A 21,970-nucleotide genomic window follows, 5' to 3' on the forward strand; every position below is an offset into this window, starting at 1 on the left:
AGTTGACCTTCGCGGTCAGCCCTTGCGCTCCTGAAGGATGTTGCCGCCATCCACGACGAGGACGGCCCCGTTGACATAGCTGGCGCCGTCGGACGCCAGGAACAGCACAGCCGCAGCGACCTCCTCCGGAGTGCCGGCGCGTCCAAGCGGCGTGTTTTGCGCCGCGAGGAGCTCTTCCGGCGTCGAGGCGCCCGTCGCGATCCAGCCCGGCGCTACGGCGTTAACGGTGACGCCGCTGCGGCCGACCTCCAGCGCAAGCGCATGCGTCAGCCCGACCATGCCTGCCTTGGCGGCGGAATAAGCGGCCTCGCCTTCGTTGGAGACGTAAGGGCCGGTGACCGAGGCCATGTTCACCACGCGTCCATGACCGCGTCGGACCATGCCGGCCAGAAATGCGCGTGTGGCAAGGAATGTGGTCTTCAGGCTGACATCGATGCCGCGGTCCCAGTCGCTCTCGCTGAGATCGAGAAATCGCCGCTGCAGCGCCGGCTGGGCGACTGTTCCCATCCCGGCATTGTTGACGAGGATATCGATTTCGCCGACCTCCGAGCAGAGCCGCTCGACATCCGCTGCACGCGTCAGATCGGTCACCACCGCACGAACGTCGAGCCCCTCCGCCCGCAGCTCTTCAGCGCGCTGCTCGACGCGATGCGACGAGGCGGTGATCGCGACCGCAAGCCCGGCGTCTCCGAGCGCACGCGCCACCGCGGCGCCGATGCCGTCGGCGGCGCCCGCGCCGGTCACCAGCGCCGTGCGGGATTTGCGAAACATGGTCATGAAGCCTCCCAGGCGATGACGCCAATGCCGCGAGTCAGTAGCCGGCGCTGATGCCGAAATCGATCGAAAGCGCGGCCCCGGTGATCGGCGCCGCGCCGGGCTGGCAAAGATAATGGATGAAGGAGGCGATCTCTTCCACGCCGATGAACCGTGCTCTTTCCCCTTGCGGGTAGTGCCCAAGGAGCCGGCGCTTGTAGCCGTCCGGGTCATCTCCGCCATAGGTCCTTGCCTGATACTCGATCATCGGCGTCGCCGTGTCGCCAGGACAGACGGCGTTGACCCTGATGTCGTGCGGCGCAAGCTCCAGGGCGAGAGCCTTGGTCAGCAGCACCAGCCCGCCTTTGGAGGCGCAATAGACCGCCGCGCCGTTGTTGCCGACGATGCCCGCGTCCGAGGCGATATTGATGATAACGCCCTGCACCGCCGACAGGTGCGGAATGGCGGCCGAGATCAGGAAGAAGGCGCCTTTGAGATTGACGTCCAGCACCAGGTCCCATTGCTCTTCGCGGACCTCGCTTGCCGCTCCCTCGAGCCAGACGCCGGCGGCGTTGACGAGAATGTCCAGGCCGCCTCCCCATTCGCGGGCCTTGTTCACAACCTCTCGGCAGGCAGCGACGGAACGGATGTCGAGCGGCAGACCGATCGCGTTCGCACCGGTCGCGGCAATCCTTGACACGGCCTCGTCGAGTTTCGCGCCGGGAAGGTCGGCGAGCACGATCCGCTCACCGTCAGCCGCAAGGCGCAGTCCCGTCGCAAGACCCATTCCCCCGGCGCCGCCCGCGATCAGGACGGTTCTTGCAGCCATTCGATAACCTCCGCTGTGCGATGAGCGTTGCGGCGAGACACAGTCCGGCATCCGAACCACGTCGGAGAGACATCTCGCATGCGCCACGCCGGACAAACAATGATCACAGCACCGAAGCCATTCGCTTCGCGATCACCCCAGCTCCAGTGTCGTGATGCCGAAAACCTTCGACGGCACATTGCCTGGTTTGCCGCCCCGATACATGCGGGTCGTCGTGAATCCGGGGACCATGCCGACAGCCTGAAGCACGGCGGTGAAGCCGATCTGGGTGGCCGGCACGTCGATATGCAGCGCCTCGCCTGCCGTCCTTCCCGTCAGTTCCGCCATCAAAGCCAGGGCTGTCTCCATGTCGTCCGCGAACAGCGGACCGATCTTGAAACCTTCGCGGCATCGGCGCGCCACGCCGTAGCCGGCAAGGCCGGTCGAGCCAGTGGACATCATCGCGATCCGGGGCGGCCGCAGCCATGCCCGCAGGAAGGCCTCCCGAGGCGCCGGGAAGCACTGGCGGTCATAGGCCAGGATCTCGGCTGTCTCGGCGGCGGCAACGGACCGGATTTCCCGACCCCCGGTCAGTCGGGCCGGACGACCGGTGAAGCGGACGGTCTCATAAGCCGGCACGAAGCCTTTGTGTTGGTAGTTGGCGCGCTGCTCGGCTACGCCGTCGAGGCCGACAATGCGGTCGCCGAGCCGAGCCATGCCGGCATCCCAGACCGCCTTGCCATGGCCTTCACCGCGCCGATCGGGCCGGCAGATATAGAGGCCGATGAAACCGAACTCCGCGCCATAGGCGACGGCCGAGATGCCGGCCACCATCTCGCCGGTGACGAAGGCGCCGATGAACCCTTCAGGATCGGCAGCCCTGAGCGCGGCGGCATCGTCGATGCCCGGATTCCATCCCTCCCTCGCCGCCCACTCGACGAGCGTTTCGACCTCGCTGGCGGTCAGCGTCCGGATCGTTCTCGGCATGGCTTCACTCGGCGGCGGCCTAGAGGCAACGGATTTCAAGCCTCCAGGATAGGTCGCCGCCAGCAGGTTGCAAAGACCGGTTTTGGACGTTGCCGACCTGTCCACTCACGAAGCCCAAGCGTCGATGCTCCTTCGCCGATTCGGCGAAGAGGCCGCCCATTGAACGCTAGACCGTCGAGCGAATTATTATCCGGGTTTTTCGAATCGATGCAAAGGGTTAGCAAGAACGCGTCGAAACATCAGCTGTTGTTCCAATGGGTAACTGGACACGACCGTGGAAGGCGGGGAATCTTCTTTGGTCGTTGCTTCGAATTGAATGGAGTGCCCGAGGAAATGCCCCTGAGCGCCGAAGAAATCGCCAGTCATCCGGCAGCTCTGCGCGGTGTCAAGGAGCAGTCGCGCGCGCTCATCCATATCTACGAAACCAGCCCGCGCCTTGCCGCCGTTTTTGCCACTCAGCAGCGCTGGCTGCTCGGCCATGTCGGACTTGCGCTGCATTTCAGGCGCGACCCCGATGACCGTCGCACCGAAATGACCGTAGCGCGTTTCATCGAGGTCGTGCGCCGCAATTCAGTTGCCAGCCGCAACACCGCCGAAGCGTTCGTCAAGGAAATGCTCCGTTACAACGTCGCCGAATATATTTCGTTGCGTGGCGATGGCCGGGCTCATCCGTTGCGGGTGACCGCGGCCACCATCGAGACCTTTACCGGCTGGATCCATGCCCATTTGCGAACGCTCGACCGCATCGATGGCGGAGCCCGGCTGACGACTTTCCTCGGACACCCCGATATGCTGGCCAAGCTGCAGCCATTGATCTGCGACGGATTGCTCGCATCCATTCCGGTGCGGGAACCCCAGCAAACCTTCTCGTTGTTCATCTGGCTCAACAACGGCGGCATCGTCATGGACTGGCTGATGTCGGGTATCGATCCGGAGGACGCCAGCCTCGAGAAGATTCCGACCGGCGTCATCTCGATCAGCGAATTTGCGCATTGGCTGAAGCTGTCGCGCACGCATCTGGCGCGCAAGCTCCGCGACGCCGAGGCGCTCGGCAGCATCGGCTGGGTCGGCCAGCGCGGACATTCCGTCATGTGGGTGTCGCGGCAGTTCTTCGACGAATACATGGCCGTCCAGGCAGCCAAGCTCGCCATCGTCGACGCAGCCTTCGAGGCGAGTTTTTCCGGCGCGAGCGAAGGCTGAGCGCCGCGGCGCCTGCTCCGAGCTTGCCGTGACGGCGCGCAAAGAGACGCGCCGTTGAGCCGCTTCGACCATGACGCGGCGCTCAGAGCAATTCCAGGAAAGTGTGAAACGGTCTTCCGTCCGGAATTGTCAAATCAAAGAGATAGGGAGGCTTGCCGTTTCCGTGGAACGGTGAACCGCTCTATGTCCTCAGTCGATGTCGAACGACACGCCTTGCGCCAAGGGCAGGGCCTTGGAGAAGTTCACCGTGTTGGTGGCGCGCCGCATATAGGCCTTCCAGGCGTCCGAGCCGCTCTCCCGGCCGCCGCCGGTTTCCTTCTCGCCGCCGAATGCGCCGCCGATCTCGGCGCCCGACGTGCCGATATTGACATTGGCGATGCCGCAGTCCGAACCGTCGACGCCGAGAAAGCGCTCCGATTCCTGCAGGTCACGGGTAAAGATCGAGGATGACAGGCCTGCGCCGACCGCATTGTGCAGGTCGAGCGCCTCGTCGAAATCGGCATATTTCATCACATAGAGGATCGGCGCGAAGGTCTCTTCCGTCACCGGCGAAACCTGCTTCGGCATTTCGACGAGCGCCGGATGCACATAGTAGGCCTCGGGATGGCCGTTCTCGAACCGCTTGCCCCCGGTCACCTTGCCGCCATGCGCTTCCGCTTCGTTCAACGCCTTCTGCATATTGTCGAAGGCGGCCTTGTCGATCAGCGGACCGACCAGCGCCGAGGTCTCCAGCGGATTGCCGACCGAAACGCTCTGATAGGCCTTCTTCAGGCGCGGCAGCAGCGCGTCATAGACGCTCTCGTGCACGAACAACCGCCTGAGCGTCGTGCAGCGCTGGCCGGCGGTGCCCATGGCGCCGAACGCAATGGCGCGCAGCGCCATGTCGAGATCGGCGCTCGGGCATACGATGCCGGCATTGTTGCCGCCGAGCTCGAGCACCGCGCGTGCAAAACGCTTGGCCAGCCGCGGACCGACCTCGCGGCCCATGCGGGTCGAGCCCGTGGCCGAGACCAGCGGCACCTTCGGATGGTCGACCAGCACCTCGCCGACGGCGCGGTCGCCGATCAGCACCTGGAGTAGTCCTTCCGGCGCATCGGCGCCGAAACGCCTGGCGGCGCGCTCGAAGATCGCCCCGCAGGCAAGCGCCGTCAGCGGCGTCTTTTCCGACGGCTTCCACACCACCGCGTCACCGCACACGAGTGCAAGTGCCGCGTTCCACGACCACACCGCGACGGGGAAGTTGAAGGCCGAGATCACGCCGACGACGCCGAGCGGATGCCAGGTTTCCATCATGCGGTGTCCAGGGCGCTCGGTGGCGATGGTCAGGCCGTAGAGCTGGCGGGAAAGACCGACCGCGAAATCGCAGATGTCGATCATCTCCTGTACTTCGCCAAGACCCTCGGACGGGATCTTGCCGACCTCGATCGACACCAGCCGGCCGAGCTCCGCCTTGTGAGCACGCAACTCCTCGCCGAGCAGGCGCACCAGTTCGCCCCGCTTCGGCCCCGGCACCAGCCGCCAGGCCTGGAAGGCCTTGTGCGCGGCATCGATAGCCTTGCCGGCATCGACCGCCGAGATCGACTTCAGTGCCGCGATCTGCTCGCCCGTCACCGGGCTGCGCACGATGAGGTCGCCGCCGGAAAGCGTATCCTTGGCGACGCCAAGTTTCTCCAGAAGTGAGGCCGTTTCCTTCGCAATCGTCATGTTTGTTCCTTTTCAGATCTCGCCTTGGATATGGCGAGCGTCGAAGCCTTGCGCCACGTCTTGTCGCCGCCCTGAGGCACGACGGCGCTTTCATGGCGTGGCATTACTCGTTTCAGGGAAAAACCGCCACCCCGGGATGGTCCAACCCCCGGCGCGCAAAATTGGGCCAGCAGTGAAAATGGGATCAGCGCGCCTTCTTGGCCTGCGACTTCTCGGTGCTTTCCTTGATCAGCCGGTCGATATGCATGCGGATATGAGCGGCTTCGGCGGCGGTGTTGGCTAAAGCGATCGCGCGGTCGAAGGCCACGCGCGCCTCCTCGCCACGGCCGAGCTGCATCAGCAGGCCGCCCTTCAGGCCGAAGAAGTGGAAATAGCCTGCCAGCCGATCCTCTAGCGGCTCGATCATCGCCAGCGCCGCTTTGGGGCCGCGCACCTTGCTCACCGCAACCGCGCGGTTCAGCGTCACTACCGGCGACGGCTGCGTCTGCTCGAGCAAGCCGTAGAGCAGGTCGATCTCGGTCCAGTCCGTATCCTCGGGTGTTGCCGCCCGCGCATGCAATGCCGCGATCGCCGCTTGCACCTGGTATGGGCCAGGCTTGCGATGACGCAGCGCCTTGTCGACCAGCGCCAGGCCCTCGTCGATCATCTTGCGGCTCCAGAGCGACCGGTCCTGATCCTCGAGCAGCACGATCTCGCCATGTGCGTCGAAGCGCGCCGGCGCGCGTGCATGCTGGAGAAGCAGCAGCGCCGTCAGCCCCATGATCTCCGGTTCCTGCTGAAACAGCCTGAGCAGCAGCCGGGCGAGCCGGATCGCCTCCTCGCAAAGCGGCGCGCGGGCCGGCGCCTCGCCGCCATTGGTCGAATAGCCCTCGTTGAAGATCAGATAGATCATGGCCGCGACCGCCGCCAAGCGCTCGGAACGCTCGACCGCGCCTGGCGTCTCGAACGGCACGCCGGCATCGGCGATGCGCGCCTTGGCCCGGGTGATGCGCTGCTCCATGGCGCTCTCGCCGACGAGAAAGGCGCGCGCGATCTGCTTGACGGTCAGGCCGGAGACGATGCGCAGCGCGACCGCGATCTGCTGCGTCGCCGGCAGGTCCGGATGGCAGCAGATGAACAGGAGCCGCAGGATATCGTCGCGATAATGCGCGCCGTCCAGCCGCTCGGCCATATCGCCTTCGGCATCCTCGAGATCGGAGATCTGGTCCTCTTCCGGCATCGGCGCCTGCTTGGCGCGCTTGCGCACCGCGTCGATGCCGCTGTTGCGGCCGACGAAGATCAGCCAGGCCGCCGGATCGCGCGGCGGCCCGTTTTTCGGCCAGTTCTTCAGCGCCCTCAGGCATGCATCCTGGAAAGCTTCTTCCGCGGCGTCGAGGTCGCGGAAATAGCGCAGCAGCGCGCCCATCGCCTGCGGACGGGCGGTGCTGATCGCGTTGCTGATCCAGGCAAGCTCGGTCATGCGGGAACCTTTGTCGGATTGAAGACCGAGATCGGCCTGATCTCGTAGGAACCACCGCTCGGATTGACCTCGGAGAGTTCGCGAGCGAACTCGACGGCTTCGTCCAGGTGATTGCATTCGAGCGTGTAGAAGCCGAGGAACTGCTCCTTGGTCTCGGCGAACGGGCCGTCGAGCACCACCGATTCGCCCTTGACCTTGCGAAGCGTCGTCGCGGCTGTGGTCGGCAGCAGGCGCGCCACCGGCCCCAGCCGGCCTGCCCTGGCGTATTTGTCCTGTACGTTGAGGAGCTTTGCCATGACCTCCTCGTCCTGTTCCTTGCTCCAGGAGCAGACCACGTCTTCGGAGGCGTAGCAGAGAATGGCATAGAGCATGGTGCGTCCTTTCCGTATCAAAGGACGCAACAGTAGGACCCTTCCCGACACAAGGTCGACAAAAAAGTTGTAGAGCTATCGAGGGTTTACGCTATCCTCCTGGTGGTCAGGCTTCGCGCGCCTGCAGCCATCTCAGCACCAGCCTCTCCTCCTCGTCGAGGCCCGGTATAAGGCGCTTTCGTTTGTTGGCTTCGGCCATTTCGCCGAGCAGCTTCCCTTCGGCCCACGCCTCGAAGACGAGCGGATGGATATAGCACCGGCGGCAGACGGCTCGCGTATTGCCGAGTCGTTCGGCGACCTTGTCGACGATACTGTTCATCACGCGGTTTTTCTGGGTCATGCTCTCGGGCAACTCCGCCTGCGCGAACAGGGATGCCGCATGGATGGTGCCGCCCCAGGTGCGAAAATGCTTGGAGCTGAACTCCGGGCCAGATGCCTCGCGAATATAGCGATTGACGTCCTCCGACCGCAGCGGCCGGCGTGTTCCCTCGTCATCAAGATACTGAAACAGCTTCTGGCCAGGCAGGTCCTGCGCGCCGCGCACGATTTTGGCGATGCGTCGGTCGACGAGCTTCAGCTTCCATTCCTTGCCGGACTTGCCCGTGAAGGAGAAGCGCAGGCTGGAACCGGTGATTTCGACATGGCGGTCGCGCAGCGTGGTCAGGCCGAAACTCTTGTTGTCGCGGGCATAGGCGGCATTGCCGACACGGATCATGGTGTTGTCGAGCAGCCAGACGACAGAGGCGACAACGCGCTCCAGCGGAAGTCCATGACGGCGCAGGTCGGCATCGACCTGGCGCCTCAAGGAGGGCAGGCTTTGCGCGAAAGCAACGAGGCTGGAGTATTTGACGCCGTCCCGTTCCTCGGTCCACTGCGGATGATAGCGGTACTGCTTGCGTCCGCGCTGATCCCGGCCGGTCGCCTGGATATGGCCGTTCGGGTCGGGCGAGATCCATACATCCGTCCACGCGGGCGGAATGACGATCGCCTTGATACGGTCAAGGGTGGCCGCGGTGACCGCACTCCCGTTCGGGCCGACATAGGAAAATCCCTTGCCTTTTCTCAGGCGCCGGATGCCCGGATCGGCATCGCTGACATAGCTGAGCGCGGCGCGCTCGGCGGAACTCTGCGCGCCGTTCCCTTGTATTTCCAGACCACCCGCCAGGCGGCCGAAGGACGATTGTGCTCGTTGCAGCATGGTAACTCCACGGAACTGGTCCGTAGATAAGCCGCGCGACAGCGGCTGGTTCCGCCGTCCCCAGAGGGCGTCCTTCAGCTCCGCCGGTCGGCGGACACCTCAGCCATCCAAAGCCTGCCGTCGTCGACATGGGTGGGAAAGTAGTCTCGCCCGGCCGGTATCGCTTCCAGAACCGCTCCCGCCTCGTCCGTCAGATAGTCGTAGCCGATCTGCTGCAAACGTTGCTCCGGATCGAGATGATTGTAGAGGTCGCGACGTGCCACGCGCCGTTTCGGCTCGATCATCTTCAAATGATAAAGGTTAAGGCCGCTGTCCCGAAGCTTGAAGCGCAGATCTTCGGGGAACCAGGCCTCATGCAGCCCTTGCGACCGGCTCAGATCCGGGTGATAGGCGGGGAAAAGCCTGTGCTGCATCTTTTGGCCCCAGACGCCGTCGATGCGATAGCTTGCCGGCGTATACATCTCCCTTAGGCGAAATCCCCAGGCATTGCGCCTGGACCCGCTGGTCAGTTGGCCTATCCGGCTTGCCACGGCATCTTCCAGCCTTTCGTCCGGATCGATTGCCAGAAGCCAATCGGCACCCGCCTCATAGGCCGCGGCAATAAGCGCGCGCCGCCTCTGCGGTTCATTGCTGAAGACCGCATCCGCCGAGCGATCGTCATAGGCGATCCAGCCATCGACGATTGCGTCGAGATTGGCGAGGAGGTCTGGCACCAGATGCGCATCGTAGCGATAGCTGAAAATGCCGACGATCCTTTGCCGCGACCAAAGCCATCGACCGCGCCGCCGGCGCGGCTGCTTCATCTCCATGGTGATCATGGCCGCGTGCCTGTCCTATCGCCATGCGTTACGCCGACGGCTGCCCCCAGCGATTTTGCGAACAATGCCGCCCATACGATCGGCAGCGATAACATCGCGAAACGTCTATCCTCTTCGGCCAGGCCTTCTTTTGCGAACTTGCCGACATTGCGCCGGTCCCGAAACACCCCTTTGAAAATCCGCAATGGCTTTCGGTGTCCAACGGATTTGAGGTAGGTCCCATATCGGTATCCGCGCAGATACTGGTCGACAATCACTCGGATCAGCCGTGTCTCGTTGCGATGGACGGTAAGCACCGCCGGCTCCCATAGCGGCACGACCGCCTTCGGCAGCCTTTCCAGGAATTCCGTGTCTTCTCCCGTCGCCATTTGTTCGTCGAACAGGCCATACCGATCGAACAATTTTCGGTCGAAAGAAACGCCGTAGCGAAGTGCCTTATGAGCGGGAAGACCTGGCAGGCGCCGCATATAGGTAACGAGATGGGCCGCGCACGCGACCAGATTGCGCGGATGACTGTTGGCGATGGCGCTTGCCACGGCCGCGACGCCTTCCCGGTGATGGCGCAGCCGGACCTCTGCCCATCGCGGGCATGCCAGGCAATCATCCGCGAGAAAGGCGATGAAAGGAGCTTTCGTCGCCGCTATGCCGCGATTTCTCGCGGCCCCGGCAAAGAGCCTTTCTTCGCACTCGATGACTGGCACGTCGAGTCCGGCATTGGCCAGAAGCGCCTGGGCATTCCCGCCGCCGGAATTCACGACGACCACCTCGAGCGGGATGTTCTGGCCGAGCACCGACCTGACCGCCGCGACCAGATCGGTCGGAGCCCGAAAACCTATCACCACGACTGCAAGTTCCGGCCCGTCGGCCATCAGGCACTTTGCAGTTGGACGCGATGCGCCGGGAACCGGCGCCGCGCCGCGATTTTGAGCCGGTAGCGCATGCAGCGCCAGATGTCGGTGGAAACCTTGGGCGCCGCTTCGGCAACCGCCAGGAATTTTGCCGCCGTTTCGAGATCGCCGCGAGCGTAGTGTACGCGGGCGATCTTGAGCGCCACAAGCCCTTCCCTCGCTTTCAACGACGATTTCGCAATGCCGCAGTCGGCGAGTTCGCGCAACGCCAGGCGCCATTCGAGGAAGCGTCGCGCAGGCTTTATCGCGAAGCGGTCATCCGAACGGTCCGACGATACGAAGTAGACCATGATCGGTTGCCTCACGACCGCGAGCGATGCCTTGCTCATAACCCGCGCCCAGAACAATGTGTCTTCGTCGTAGGCAAGACCGGTCGGGAAGCGCGTGTCGCCGACCGTATGCCGCGACACCAGCGCGCTGCCGACGGCAATCGACCGTATCCTGCCTTCCACATAGGCGGAGGCATTGGCGAGCCCGGCAGTCATGTAGCCGGCCGGCGTTTTGAACTGTCGGTCCCGGCCATCGGTCCGCCGGCGGTAGGCGCCGACCACCATGTCGGCGCCTGGCTTGGTCCTGGTCTTGGACAGCAGCGTCCGCAACCCACCCTCGATATGCAGATCGTCGGCGTCGATCATGTAAATCCAGGGGAAGCGCGCCTCGGCCAGCGCAAGATTGCGGGAGCCGCCCGCGTCTCGACAATTGGACCGGATGATCCGGAACGGCAGCGCCAGCCGCGAGGCTGCGTCCGCGGCCACGGCCGCCGTGTTGTCCGTCGAGGAATCGTCGACCAGTATCACTTCGCCGATGACCTCGGCTTCCGAGCGCAAGGTTGCCAACGTGTCTGCAACGGTTGCCGACGCATTGTGTGCTGGAATGATGATGCTGACCGATGTCAACAATTGAACTCCGCGCAAGTGCCCGGCAGGCCGGTCCACGGTCCGGCGGCAAGATAGCGGCGGGATCGCGATTTGAGAAGCAGCCGCATCACCGATCGTACGCCTTCAGGCAGCGACCGGGATGACGTCGACCGCCTGCTCGCCGATCTGGTCGCCGGTGGTTTTCAGGACGCCGACAATCGGCGCCACATCGGAATAGTCGCGGCCGTATCCCACCGTGATATGGTCGTTGCTCGCCCGCATGCCGTTGGTCGGATCGAATTCCTGCCAGCCGGCGTCGCGCCCGCACCAGGCCTTGACCCAGGCATGCATGGCGTCGGCGCCTTCGAGCCTCGGCTTACCCTTGGGAGGGATCGTGCGCAGGAAGCCGCTGACATAACCGGCGGGGATGCCAAGCCCGCGCAGCCCGGCGATCATGATGTGCGAGAAATCCTGGCAAACCCCACGCTGAAGCGCAAAGGCATCGCTGGCGCGCGTCTGCACGGTGGTTGCCTTGCCGTCATAGGTGAAATCGCGGTGGATCCGATTGCAGAGATCGACCGCCGTGGCGATCGCCGAACCGGCGAGACTTTCCCGCGCATAGGCCGTGATTACCGGATCGATGCCGGCGTGGTTGCTGGCGGCGAGGAAGTGATGCGGCGCCTCGGCGGACAGCGAACGCACCGCGTCGAGTTCCCCCCTCAAGCCGTGAATGTCGGGAGAGACGTCGAGGCCGGCTTCCGGCCGCGACACCGACACACGAGCGCTCATCCTGACGTGGAGCTCCTCATGCGCGTCGCGAACGGCGATCGCAGTGACGTTGTTGCCGAAGAAATCGGAAAAATCCGCCCGCTCGGCCGGATTCGGCTGGAACGACAGTGAGGCGGCGATAACCCGCTGCACGCCAGTGATCGTCTGGGGCAGCACGCGCACCTGGTGCCTGCCGCCGCCGGCTGCGGCCGCATAGCCGTAATGAAGATGGAGCCTGATGTCGTAGAGCATTTATCCGAAATAGGCCTTGGCGAGACTGTTGTAGAGATCGCCGATCTGAATGGCGAGATCGTCGAGCACCTTCGCGGTCATGTCCTGAGGCTCCATCACGGCGAGCGCCGTGTTGAGCTGCAGGATTTCTTTCGCCGCGGGCGACATATGTCCCTCGCCCCCGACGGAAGGCAGCATGCCGATCTCGGCCTTGAGCCGCTCGAGCTGGAACAGGATCGAGCGCGGGTTGAGCGGATCGAGCGCCAAGAGGTCTATAACCGTGCGCCGGCCTGACTGAACCGGATATTGCCGGCGGTGGGTCATGACGCTGTCGCCGATCTCCAGCATCATGTCGAGTGCGCCGTCGGGCGCGTCTGCCTTTGTCAGCCTGGCTAGCGTGCGCGCGATCTGGATGCCACGTTCCAGTCGGCGGCCGCTCTCCAGGAAGCGCCAACCGGTGAAGCGGTACATGTTCTCGTGCAGCAGCCCCGAGAAGCCCGCAAGCTTTCGCAGCATCACGGTCATCGCCCGCGTCGCGTCGTCGCCCGGAGCGACCGTCTCCGCGAATTTGTGGATGGTCTTCGACAGATCCTTCAGCGCCAGCCAGCCATCCGGCGAGAAGCGGTCGCGGATCTGGCCGGCGCTGTAGACGGCGCTGTCCAATGTGCCGATCAATCCAAGCGGGATCGCGGTTTCGACCTCGATGCCGAACGGTTCGAGATAGTCTCTGATGTCGGCGAGCAGCGGCATCTCGGGATCGGATGTCTCCGCCAGCCTGACGTGATAAGCGCGCAGCACCCGCACCGTGTCTTCCGAGCGCTCGATATAGCGGCCGAGCCAGGTCAGGTTTTCCGCGGCGCGGCTCGGCAGGCTGCCGGGCATGGTGCGGGTGAAGCCGTCGGTCTCCTGCGGCAGCAGCGTCTCCCGCTCGACAGGCCTGTCGCTGACCACCCAGACATCCGCCGCCTGACCGCCGCGCTGCATGGCCATCGCGGTCGGGTCGAGCGAGAAGCCGACGCGTGCAAAGCCGCCGGGCATCACCGTCCAGCCTTCGTGTGTTCGCGCCAGGTAGACGCGCAGGCTGGCGGGCCGCGGCTCCAAGCGGCCGCCGGCAAAGACCGGCGTAGTCGAGAGCGTGACCGCCTCCTGGCCGACGAAGCCAACCCCGTCGGCTTCGATCCGCGCGATAAGCTCCGCCCGCTCGCCGGCCGAAAGCGCCGAACCGAGCCTGGTCGCGCCATCGTCCTCGAAGGCAAGCCGTGTCGACAGCGCCGGGCCAACCACCATGCGGTCGATATTGGCCAGCACATGGTCGCGTTCGGCCTGCTGTCCGCACCACCAGGTCGCAATGTTCGGCAGCTTGAGTTCCTCGCCATGCAATTCCCGTGCGATCCGCGGCAGGAAAGAAAGCAGCGCCCGCGTTTCCGCCAAGCCGGAACCGAGCCCGTTGACGGCCGAGACGGTGCCGCGCCGGATCGCCTCGACCAGCCCCGGCGTGCCGATCTGCGAGTCCGGTTTGAGCTCCACCGGATCGGCGAAAGCGGCATCGAGCCGCCGCCACAAAACGCCGATCGGCATCAGGCCCGAAACCGTGCGCACCATCAGCCGGCCGCCGGACACCGTCAGGTCCTCGCCTTCGAGCAGCATAATGCCGAGATAACGCGCGATATAGGCGTGCTCGTAATAGGTCTCGTTGAGCGGTCCGGGCGTCAGGATGGCGACGCGGCCGCCGGAATCCTTCGCCATGCCGTTCAGCGCATCACGGAAGCGGCGGAAGAAGCCGGCCAGGCGATGCACATGCAGCTCGCCATAGATGTCAGACAAGGCGCGCGTGGTGGCAACGCGGTTCTCCAGCGCAAAGCCGGCGCCCGACGGCGCTTGCGTGCGGTCGCCCAGAACCCACCAGCGGCCGTCGGGGCCGCGGCCGAGCTCGAAGGCGACCATGTGCAGGAAATGGCCGCTGGCCGGACGGACGCCGACCACCGGGCGCAGATATTCCGGGCTCGCCGCAATCAGCCCCGCCGGCAGGATTCCCTTCTCGATCAGCCGGTTCGGCCCGTAAATGTCGGCCAGCATCGTCTCGAACAGGTCGGCGCGCTGGACGAGGCCGGCGCTGATCTCGGCCCATTCCTTCTCGTCGATCAGCAGCGGGACATGCGCCAGCGGCCATTCGCGCTCGTTGGCGCCGGCTTTGTCGTAGACGCGGTAGTAGACGCCGGCATCGCGCAGATATTGGTCGGCGCGGGCAAAGCGCTGTCCGAGCGCCTCAGCCCCCAGATCGTCCAGCGCTCCGATGAAGGACTGCCAGGCCGGGCGCGGATTGCCCGACGCGTCGACCATCTCGTCGACGACGCCTTCAATCGGCCGGTAATGCTCCAACAGGCTCTGCGCCCGCGGCCTGCCGCCCGCCCGTTTCTGATTCCCCTTGGCCATGCTCGATCAGAATCTCGCCGGTCGCCTGAGGTCAAGGGTCATGGGAAACTCTTCAGAACCTTGTTCTTCACGCAGCACATAGGCACCCGGCGTATGGCCGCGCGGCTCGAAGCGGGCCAGCCGCCGCGCCTCCGCCTCGTTGCCGTTGACCGGGAAGGTCTCGTAGTTGCGGCCGCCCGGATGCGCGACATGATAGACGCAGCCTCCCAACGAGCGGCCCGACCAGCGGTCGTGGATGTCGAACACCAACGGCGTGTTGACCGGAAGGGCCGGATGCAGGCCGGAGGCCGGCTGCCAGGCCTTGAAGCGCACGCCTGCCACCGCGACCTCTCTGCTGTCGGTCGCCTTCATCGGTACGATGCGGCCGTTGCAGACGACCGCGTGACGCTCTGGATTGAGGCCTTGCGTCCTCACCTGCAGCCGCTCGATGGACGAATCGACGAAGCGGACCGTGCCTCCGATCGCGCCTTGCTCGCCCATCACATGCCAGGGCTCCAGCGCCTGCCTGAGCTCCAGCTTGACGCCGCCATGCTGCACCTCGCCGCAGAACGGGAAGCGAAATTCGAGTTGGGCTGCGAACCATTCCGGGCGGAAGTCGAAGCCGTTGAGCTTCAGATCTTCCAGCACGTCGAGGAAATCCGCCCAGACATAATGCGGCAGCATGAAACGGTCATGCAGCGACGTGCCCCAGCGCGCGAAGCGGCCGTCGAGCGGGTTCTTCCAAGCCCGCGCGATGATAGCGCGGACCAGCAATTGCTGGGCGAGCGACATCCGGGCATTGGGTGGCATTTCGAAGCCGCGGAACTCGACCAAACCGAGCCGTCCCGTCGGACCGTCCGGCGAGAACAATTTGTCGATGCAGATTTCCGAACGGTGCGTGTTGCCGGTCACGTCGGTCAAGAGATTGCGGAACAGCCGGTCGACCAGCCACGGCAACGGCGCCTCGCCCTTGTCGGGATGCGGCACCTGGGCCAGCGCGATCTCGAGTTCATAGAGGGAGTCATGCCGTGCCTCGTCGATGCGCGGCGCCTGGCTGGTGGGGCCGATGAACAGGCCGGAAAACAGATAGGAGAGCGATGGGTGCCGCTGCCATTGCAGCACCAGGCTCTTCAACAGGTCCGGCCGGCGCAGGAACGGACTATCGTTGGGCGTCGCGCCGCCGACAACGACATGATTGCCGCCGCCCGTGCCGGTGTGACGGCCGTCGATCATGAACTTGTCGGTGCCGAGCCGCGACTGCCTGGCTTCCTCATAGATCGCCGTGGTCGTCGCGACGCATTCCCGCCAGTCGGCGGCCGGGTGGATGTTTACCTCGATGACGCCGGGATCGGGCGCCACGCGGATGACGTTGAGGCGCGGGTCGTACGGCGGCCCATAACCCTCGATATGCACCGGCAGGCCGATCGCCTTGGCCGCGTTCTCGGCCGCCGCCACCAGCTCAAGATAGTCCTCAAGCGCCTCGACCGGCGGCATGAACACGCAGAGCCGCCCGTCACGAGGCTCGACGGTGAGCGCCGTGCGCACCGCACCGCCGATCTCGGTGATCTCCTGCTCGACGCGCTCCTGCTGGCCCGTTGTCGCGGTGAAGGACGCTGCCAGCTGGCGGCGCGCCATTTCCTCGGGGCCCTCAAGTTCTGCTGGGGCAGGTTCCGGCAAGAGAGCGTCGCGCGCCGGCAGCGTAGCGCGCGGCAGCGACGGATCGACCGGCACGATATAGGGGTATTGCGCCGGCGGCACGTAAGGCAGCGCGCCGAGCGGCAGCCGATAACCGACCGGGGAATCGCCCGGCACCAGGAACAGCCGGCCGCGCCGCGTCTTCCACTTTTCCGAACGCCAGCGCTGCCCGGCGGCCTGGCTGTTCCAGCGCTGCACCGGCAGCACATAGCCTGACGGCTTGGTCAGGCCGCGCTCGAACACACGTGCCATGCGGTTGCGCTCTTCCGGATCCTCCAGCTTCGAGTTGGACGGGTCGACATTGTCCGGCAGCTTGCTCTCCTTGAGCAGCCAATCGGCCGGATCCTCATAGGCCTCGCCGACCATCGCCTTGTCGATGCCGAGCTCGGCGGCGATCGCCGTGATCAAGCTTGCGGCCTGCTCAAGCCCGACAGAGACGGTGCTCGTTTCGCGCGCGATCAGCGACGGGTCGCGCCAGACCGGCTCGCCATCGGTGCGCCAAAAGAGCGAGAAGGTCCAGCGCGGCAGGCTCTCGCCCGGATACCACTTGCCTTGACCGTAGTGGAGGAAACCGCCCGGCGCGAAGCGCTCGCGCAGGCGCCGGATCAGCTGATCCGCCTTGTCGCGCTTGGTCGGCCCGACGGCCGCCGTGTTCCATTCGGCAGCCTCGAAATCGTCGATCGACACGAAGGTCGGCTCGCCGCCCATGGTGAGCCGCACATCCTGCTCGCCCAAAACCGCGTCGACCTTGTTGCCCAAGGCGTCGAGCGCCTCCCAGCTTTCATCCGAGAACGGCTTGGTGATGCGCGGATGCTCGGCGATGCGCTGGACGCGCATGTCGAAGCCGAAATCGACATTGGCGAAGCTCGCCATGCCGGAGATCGGCGCGGCATTGCGGAAATGCGGCGTCGCCGCCAGCGGCACATGGCTTTCGCCGGTGAGCAAACCGGAAGTCGGGTCGAAACCGATCCAGCCGGCGCCCGGAATATAGACTTCGCACCAGGCGTGCAGGTCGGTGAAATCGACCGAAGTTCCAGGCGGTCCGTCCAACGAGACGAGGTCCGGCTTCAACTGGATCAGGTAACCGGAGACAAAACGCGCTGCGATGCCGAGGTTGCGCAGGATCTGCACCAGCAGCCAGCTTGAATCCCGGCACGAGCCTTTGCCTGCGGCCAGCGTCTCCTCCGGCGAATAGACGCCGGTCTCCATGCGCACGATATAAGCGATTTCGCGCTGCAGCCGCGCGTTGAGGCCGACCAGGAAGTTGACCGTGTTTGTCGGACTGCGGTCGATGGTTTTCAGGAAGGCCGACAGCAACGGGCCGGCCGGCTCGGGCGTGCGGTATATGGCGAGGTCTTGCCTGATCTCTTCCGGGTACTCGAACGGGAAATTCTCGGCTGATTCCTCGACGAAGAAATCGAACGGATTATAGACCGTCATATCGGCGACTAGATCGACTTGGATCTTCAGTTCCGTCACCGGCTCCGGGAAGACGAAGCGGGCGAGGAAGTTGCCGTACGGGTCCTGCTGCAGGTTGACGAAATGGTTCTTCGGCTCGACCTTCAGCGAATGGCTGAGCACCTTGGTGCGCGAATGCGGCGCCGGCTGCAGCCTGATCACCTGAGGGCCGAGAACGACCGGCCGGTCGTATTTGTAATGGGTCAGGTGGTGGACGGCTGCCAGAATTGCCATGGTGCCCCGGGGAACGGCGTTTCAATCGCCGAACCCTGACATAAGTGCTGGGCATTCTCCAAGCAGAGATGTTGCGCTGCACCTAATTTAAGCAGCGTTGCCGGCTTAGAAAAACGCCTGAAGCCCCGTCTGCGCCCTACCCAGTATCAGCGCATGCACGTCATGCGTGCCCTCATAGGTGTTGACCGTCTCTAGGTTCTGGGCATGACGCATCACGTGATAGCCGATCTGGATGCCGTTGCCGCCATGCATGTCGCGAGCCTGGCGGGCGATGTCGAGCGCCTTGCCGCAATTGTTGCGCTTGACGATCGAAATCATCTCCGGCGCCATCTTGCCTTCGTCCATCAGCCGGCCGACGCGCAGCGAACCCTGCAGGCCGAGCGCGATCTCGGTCTGCATGTCGGCGAGCTTCTTCTGGAAGAGCTGTGTGCCGGCGAGCGGCTTGCCGAACTGCTTGCGGTCGAGGCCGTACTGCCGCGCGCGGTGCCAGCAATCCTCGGCCGCGCCCATGGCGCCCCACGAGATGCCGTAGCGCGCGCGATTGAGACAGCCGAAGGGTCCCTTCAGGCCCGAGACATTGGGCAGCAGCGCCTCCTCGCCGACCTCGACGCCTTCCATCACTACCTCGCCGGTGATTGAGGCTCGCAGCGAAAGCTTGCCGCCGATCTTCGGCGCCGACAGCCCCTTCAGGCCCTTTTCCAGCACGAAGCCGCGGATCTGGTTGTCATGCGCGGCCGACTTTGCCCAGACGACGAAGACGTCGGCGATCGGCGCGTTGGAAATCCACATCTTGGAGCCGGAAAGCCTGTAGCCGTTCGCCGTCTTCTCGGCCCGTGTCTTCATGCCGCCCGGATCGGAGCCGGCATCCGGCTCGGTGAGGCCGAAGCAGCCGATCCATTCGCCGGAGGCGAGCTTCGGCAGGTACTTCTTGCGCTGCTCTTCCGAGCCGTAGGCATGGATCGGATACATGACCAGCGACGACTGCACGCTCATCATCGAGCGATAGCCGGAATCGATGCGTTCGACTTCGCGCGCCACCAGCCCGTAGGTGACGTAATTGGCGCCGAGCCCGCCATATTCCTCCGGAATGGTAATGCCGAGCAGGCCCGCCTCGCCCATCTCGCGGAAGATCGAGGGATCGGTTTTCTCATCGGCATAGGCTTCCTCGATGCGGGGCGCTAGCTTGTCGGCGGCGAACGCCGCTGCGCCGTCGCGCACCATCCGCTCGTCTTCGGATAGCTGGTCCTCGATCAGGAAGGGATCGTTCCAGACGAAGGCGTTCTTCTCGGCGGCCATGAGGTGGGTCTCCCGGTAAAATCTTGGATGGCCCGGCTTATCCGCCTCCATCTGGAAAAAATCAAACGAAATTGCATCAAGCATCAATGAGCGATAGTAATAGATCATGAACGTTCAGCGCCGCCTCTTGCCAAACATCAGCGCGCTTGCCGCCTTCGAGGCGGTGGCGCGTCTCGGCTCCTTCACCGCCGCGGCCCGCGAGCTCGATCTCACGCAAGGTGCCGTCAGCCGGCAGATCAATCTGCTGGAAGAGCAGTTCGGGCGCCGGCTTTTCGAACGCGACAGCCGCAATGTCAGGCTGTCCACGGCGGGCGAAATCTACGCCGGCGCGGTGCGCTCAGCACTCGCGCAGTTGCGCGATGCGGCGCTTGGATTGATGAGCAATCGGCATAGCGGTGTTCTCAACCTTGCCATCCTGCCGACCTTCGGCACGCGCTGGCTGATGCCGCTCATTCCGGATTTCGTCGCCCGTCATCCGGACATCACGATCAATTTCGCCACGCGCATTGGCCGCTTCGACTTCGCGCGCGAGCGGCTCGACGCCACAATCCACCACGGCATGCCTGATTGGCCGGACGCTGATTGCACGCTTTTGATGCGCGAGACCGTGATGCCGGTCGCCGCGCCCGAATTCCTGGCGCAGCGGAAGGTCGCGACGCCGGCCGATATCGGCCGCCTGCCGTTGCTGCACATGGCAACGCGTCCCGACGCCTGGAGCGAATGGTTCGAGCATCAGGAGCTCGACGCGCCGACCGGCCCCGGCATGCAGTTCGAGCAGTTCGGTACGGTCGCGCAGGCCTGCATGGCGGGGCTCGGCGTGGCGCTGCTGCCGCAGATCCTGATCGCCGGAGAATTGCAGCGTGGCCAGTTGGCGCCGGCGCCGGGCAAGCCGATGCAGAGCCGCAGTGCCTATTATCTCGTCGTGCCGCACGCCAAGCGCGGCCATCCGCCGGTTGCCAGCTTTCGCGACTGGCTGCGGGGCCAGGTTGAGAAGGAGCCGGCTGTTCTGGCGTGGTAGCTATTTCCGCTTCATCGCCTCGGCGAGCGCCGCGCCGAACGCACCCTGTGACGGCTTTTCAGGCTGGCGCTGCGGCGCCGGCGAGCGCGGTACGGGCTTGCCGCCGCCGCTGTCGCGCTGGCCGACCCGAGGCGCCCCACCCTGGCCGCCATCCTTGCGCATCGAGAGGCCGATGCGATTGCGCTTGATGTCGACATCGACCACTCGAACTTTCACGACATCGCCGGCCTTTACCACCTCATGCGCGTCCTTGATGAAGCGGTCGGCCAGCTGCGAGACATGCACCAGCCCGTCCTGGTGCACGCCGATGTCCACGAAGGCGCCGAAGGCGGCGACATTGGTGACCGTGCCTTCGAGCAGCATGCCGGGCTTCAGGTCCTTGATGTCGTCGACGCCTTCGGCAAAGGTCGCTGTCTTGAAGCCCGGCCGCGGGTCGCGTCCGGGCTTTTCCAGTTCCGCGATGATGTCGCGTACCGTCGGCAGGCCGAAGCGCTCGTCGACGAAGACACGAGGGTCGAGTGCCTTGAGCGCGGCACTGTCGCCCATCAGCGCGCGCACGTCGCGGCCGCAGGCGGCGACGATCTTCTTTGCCACGCCATAGGCTTCCGGATGCACGGATGAAGCGTCGAGCGGCTCAGAGCCGTTCGGGATGCGCAGGAAGCCGGCGCACTGCTCGAACGCGCGCGGTCCAAGCCGCGCCACGTTCAGCAGATCGCGGCGCGTAGCGAACGAACCGCCGACGTCGCGATGCGCGACGATCGCTTCGGCAAGCGATGGCCCCAGTCCCGACACGCGCGCCAAGAGCGGCGCCGATGCCGTGTTGAGGTCGACGCCGACGGCATTGACCGCATCCTCCACCACCGCCTCCAGCGAGCGGCCGAGCCGGTACTGGTCGACATCGTGCTGATACTGGCCGACACCGATCGACTTCGGCTCGATCTTGACCAGCTCGGCGAGCGGGTCCTGCAGGCGCCTCGCGATCGACACCGCGCCGCGCAGCGACACGTCGAGGTCGGGAAACTCGGCGGCCGCCGTCGCCGAGGCCGAATAGACCGACGCGCCGGCTTCGCTGACGATCACCTTGATCGGCTTCGGCCCGCCGTCGGACGGCAGGCTGGCGAGCATGTCGGCCACCAGCTTCTCGGTCTCGCGGCTGCCGGTGCCGTTGCCGATCGAGATCAGCTCCACCTTGTGGAAGCGAATGAGCCTGGCAAGTTCCGCCTGCGTGCCGCGCACATCGTTCTTTGGCGGAAACGGATAGACGGTGGTCGTCGCCACCAGCTTGCCGGTACCGTCGACCACAGCCACCTTGACGCCGGTGCGGATGCCGGGATCGAGACCCATCGTGGGCCGGGAGCCGGCGGGCGCGGCGAGCAGCAGGTCCTTGAGGTTGCGGGCAAAGACATGGATGGCCTCGTCCTCGGCCCGCTCGCGCAGGTCGCGCATCAAATCAAGCGTCAGATGGAGCGATAGTTTTATCCGCCAGGTCCAGCCGGCCACTTCCATCAGCCAGCGGTCGCCCGGCAGGGTGCTACCAATCGCATAGGCGTTGGCGATCATCCGCTCGACCGGTTTCACCGGCGATTGATCGTCGGCATCGACTTCGATGTCGAGCGACAGCACCTCTTCGTTGCGGCCACGCAGCATGGCCAAGGCGCGATGGCTGGGCACGTTCGCCCAGCGCTCGACATGATCGAAATAGTCGGAGAATTTCGCGCCCGCCTCCTGCTTGCCGTCGACGACCCTGGCGCGCAGGAAGGCGCGCTCCTTCATATAGGCGCGCAGCTTCCCGACC

The 21,970-nt window shown here is 64.9% G+C and carries 17 protein-coding genes; 2 read left to right on the forward strand and 15 right to left on the reverse strand.

Annotated features, from left to right (window positions below; all coding sequences use genetic code 11):
* Positions 1 to 15: 15 nt before the first annotated feature.
* The 3 genes from EOA49_RS04535 to EOA49_RS04545 form a co-directional block, all read right to left on the reverse strand.
* A complete protein-coding gene (locus EOA49_RS04535; RefSeq protein ID WP_127239526.1) occupies positions 16 to 777 on the reverse strand; it encodes an SDR family NAD(P)-dependent oxidoreductase in 762 nt (253 codons plus the stop codon).
* A gap of 34 nt (positions 778 to 811) precedes the next feature.
* Complete coding sequence (locus EOA49_RS04540) at positions 812 to 1,582, reverse strand: SDR family oxidoreductase (RefSeq protein ID WP_127239527.1); 771 nt, start codon at positions 1,580 to 1,582, stop codon at positions 812 to 814.
* Positions 1,583 to 1,714: 132 nt separating this feature from the next.
* Positions 1,715 to 2,548, reverse strand: a complete 834-nt coding sequence (locus tag EOA49_RS04545) for a GNAT family N-acetyltransferase (protein ID WP_095800416.1) — start codon at positions 2,546 to 2,548, stop codon at positions 1,715 to 1,717.
* Positions 2,549 to 2,881: 333 nt separating this feature from the next.
* On the opposite strand from EOA49_RS04545, the gene EOA49_RS04550 reads away from it, so the two are divergent.
* Positions 2,882 to 3,748 (forward strand): hypothetical protein, encoded by an 867-nt coding sequence (locus EOA49_RS04550; protein WP_127239528.1) that lies wholly within the window; start codon positions 2,882 to 2,884, stop codon positions 3,746 to 3,748.
* 189 nt (positions 3,749 to 3,937) lie between these two features.
* Here EOA49_RS04550 and EOA49_RS04555 read toward each other — a convergent pair whose 3' ends face one another.
* The 11 genes from EOA49_RS04555 to EOA49_RS04605 all read right to left on the reverse strand — a co-directional run bounded on the left by EOA49_RS04555 (position 3,938) and on the right by EOA49_RS04605 (position 19,157).
* Positions 3,938 to 5,452 (reverse strand): aldehyde dehydrogenase family protein, encoded by a 1,515-nt coding sequence (locus EOA49_RS04555; protein WP_127239529.1) that lies wholly within the window; start codon positions 5,450 to 5,452, stop codon positions 3,938 to 3,940.
* 184 nt (positions 5,453 to 5,636) lie between these two features.
* A complete protein-coding gene (locus EOA49_RS04560) occupies positions 5,637 to 6,911 on the reverse strand; it encodes an RNA polymerase sigma factor (protein ID WP_127239530.1) in 1,275 nt (424 codons plus the stop codon).
* The gene (locus tag EOA49_RS04565) at positions 6,908 to 7,282 is read right to left on the reverse strand and encodes a YciI family protein (RefSeq protein WP_067002334.1); all 375 of its coding nucleotides are present in this window, start codon (positions 7,280 to 7,282) and stop codon (positions 6,908 to 6,910) included. The genes EOA49_RS04560 and EOA49_RS04565 overlap by 4 nt, the downstream gene beginning before the upstream one ends.
* Positions 7,283 to 7,388: 106 nt before the next feature.
* Positions 7,389 to 8,480 (reverse strand): DNA topoisomerase IB, encoded by a 1,092-nt coding sequence (locus EOA49_RS04570; RefSeq protein WP_127239531.1) that lies wholly within the window; start codon positions 8,478 to 8,480, stop codon positions 7,389 to 7,391.
* A gap of 74 nt (positions 8,481 to 8,554) precedes the next feature.
* Positions 8,555 to 9,298 carry a hypothetical protein gene (locus tag EOA49_RS04575; RefSeq protein ID WP_127239532.1) on the reverse strand — a complete coding sequence of 248 codons (744 nt, stop codon included), beginning with the start codon at positions 9,296 to 9,298 and terminating at the stop codon, positions 8,555 to 8,557.
* Positions 9,295 to 10,167: a glycosyltransferase gene (locus tag EOA49_RS34070; RefSeq protein ID WP_067326139.1), complete on the reverse strand. Its 873-nt coding sequence runs from the start codon at positions 10,165 to 10,167 to the stop codon at positions 9,295 to 9,297. Before EOA49_RS34070 ends, EOA49_RS04575 begins: the two co-directional genes overlap by 4 nt.
* The gene (locus EOA49_RS04585) at positions 10,167 to 11,102 is read right to left on the reverse strand and encodes a glycosyltransferase family 2 protein (protein WP_127239533.1); all 936 of its coding nucleotides are present in this window, start codon (positions 11,100 to 11,102) and stop codon (positions 10,167 to 10,169) included. The genes EOA49_RS34070 and EOA49_RS04585 overlap by 1 nt, the downstream gene beginning before the upstream one ends.
* Positions 11,103 to 11,207: 105 nt before the next feature.
* Positions 11,208 to 12,083 carry a transglutaminase family protein gene (locus tag EOA49_RS04590; RefSeq protein ID WP_127239534.1) on the reverse strand — a complete coding sequence of 292 codons (876 nt, stop codon included), beginning with the start codon at positions 12,081 to 12,083 and terminating at the stop codon, positions 11,208 to 11,210.
* Entirely contained in the window at positions 12,084 to 14,495 is a 2,412-nt protein-coding gene (locus EOA49_RS04595) for a circularly permuted type 2 ATP-grasp protein (RefSeq protein WP_127239535.1), read from the reverse strand.
* A gap of 6 nt (positions 14,496 to 14,501) precedes the next feature.
* Positions 14,502 to 17,861, reverse strand: coding sequence for a transglutaminase family protein (locus tag EOA49_RS04600; RefSeq protein WP_127239536.1), 3,360 nt, complete (start codon positions 17,859 to 17,861; stop codon positions 14,502 to 14,504).
* A 105-nt stretch (positions 17,862 to 17,966) separates the two neighbouring features.
* On the reverse strand, positions 17,967 to 19,157 hold the full coding sequence (locus EOA49_RS04605) for an acyl-CoA dehydrogenase (RefSeq protein ID WP_067002729.1): 1,191 nt from the start codon (positions 19,155 to 19,157) through the stop codon (positions 17,967 to 17,969).
* 106 nt (positions 19,158 to 19,263) lie between these two features.
* Here EOA49_RS04605 and EOA49_RS04610 point away from each other — a divergent pair, with 106 nt between their 5' ends.
* Positions 19,264 to 20,175, forward strand: a complete 912-nt coding sequence (locus tag EOA49_RS04610; RefSeq protein ID WP_127239537.1) for a LysR family transcriptional regulator — start codon at positions 19,264 to 19,266, stop codon at positions 20,173 to 20,175.
* On the opposite strand, the gene EOA49_RS04615 is transcribed toward EOA49_RS04610, so the two are convergent.
* Positions 20,176 to 21,970, reverse strand: a 1,795-nt coding sequence (locus tag EOA49_RS04615) for a Tex family protein (protein ID WP_164749192.1), incomplete at its 5' end; no start/stop codon positions are given. It abuts the gene before it with no gap.

Origin of the sequence: Mesorhizobium sp. M1A.F.Ca.IN.020.04.1.1 (genome assembly GCF_003997315.1) — a bacterium.
GTDB lineage: Bacteria > Pseudomonadota > Alphaproteobacteria > Rhizobiales > Rhizobiaceae > Mesorhizobium.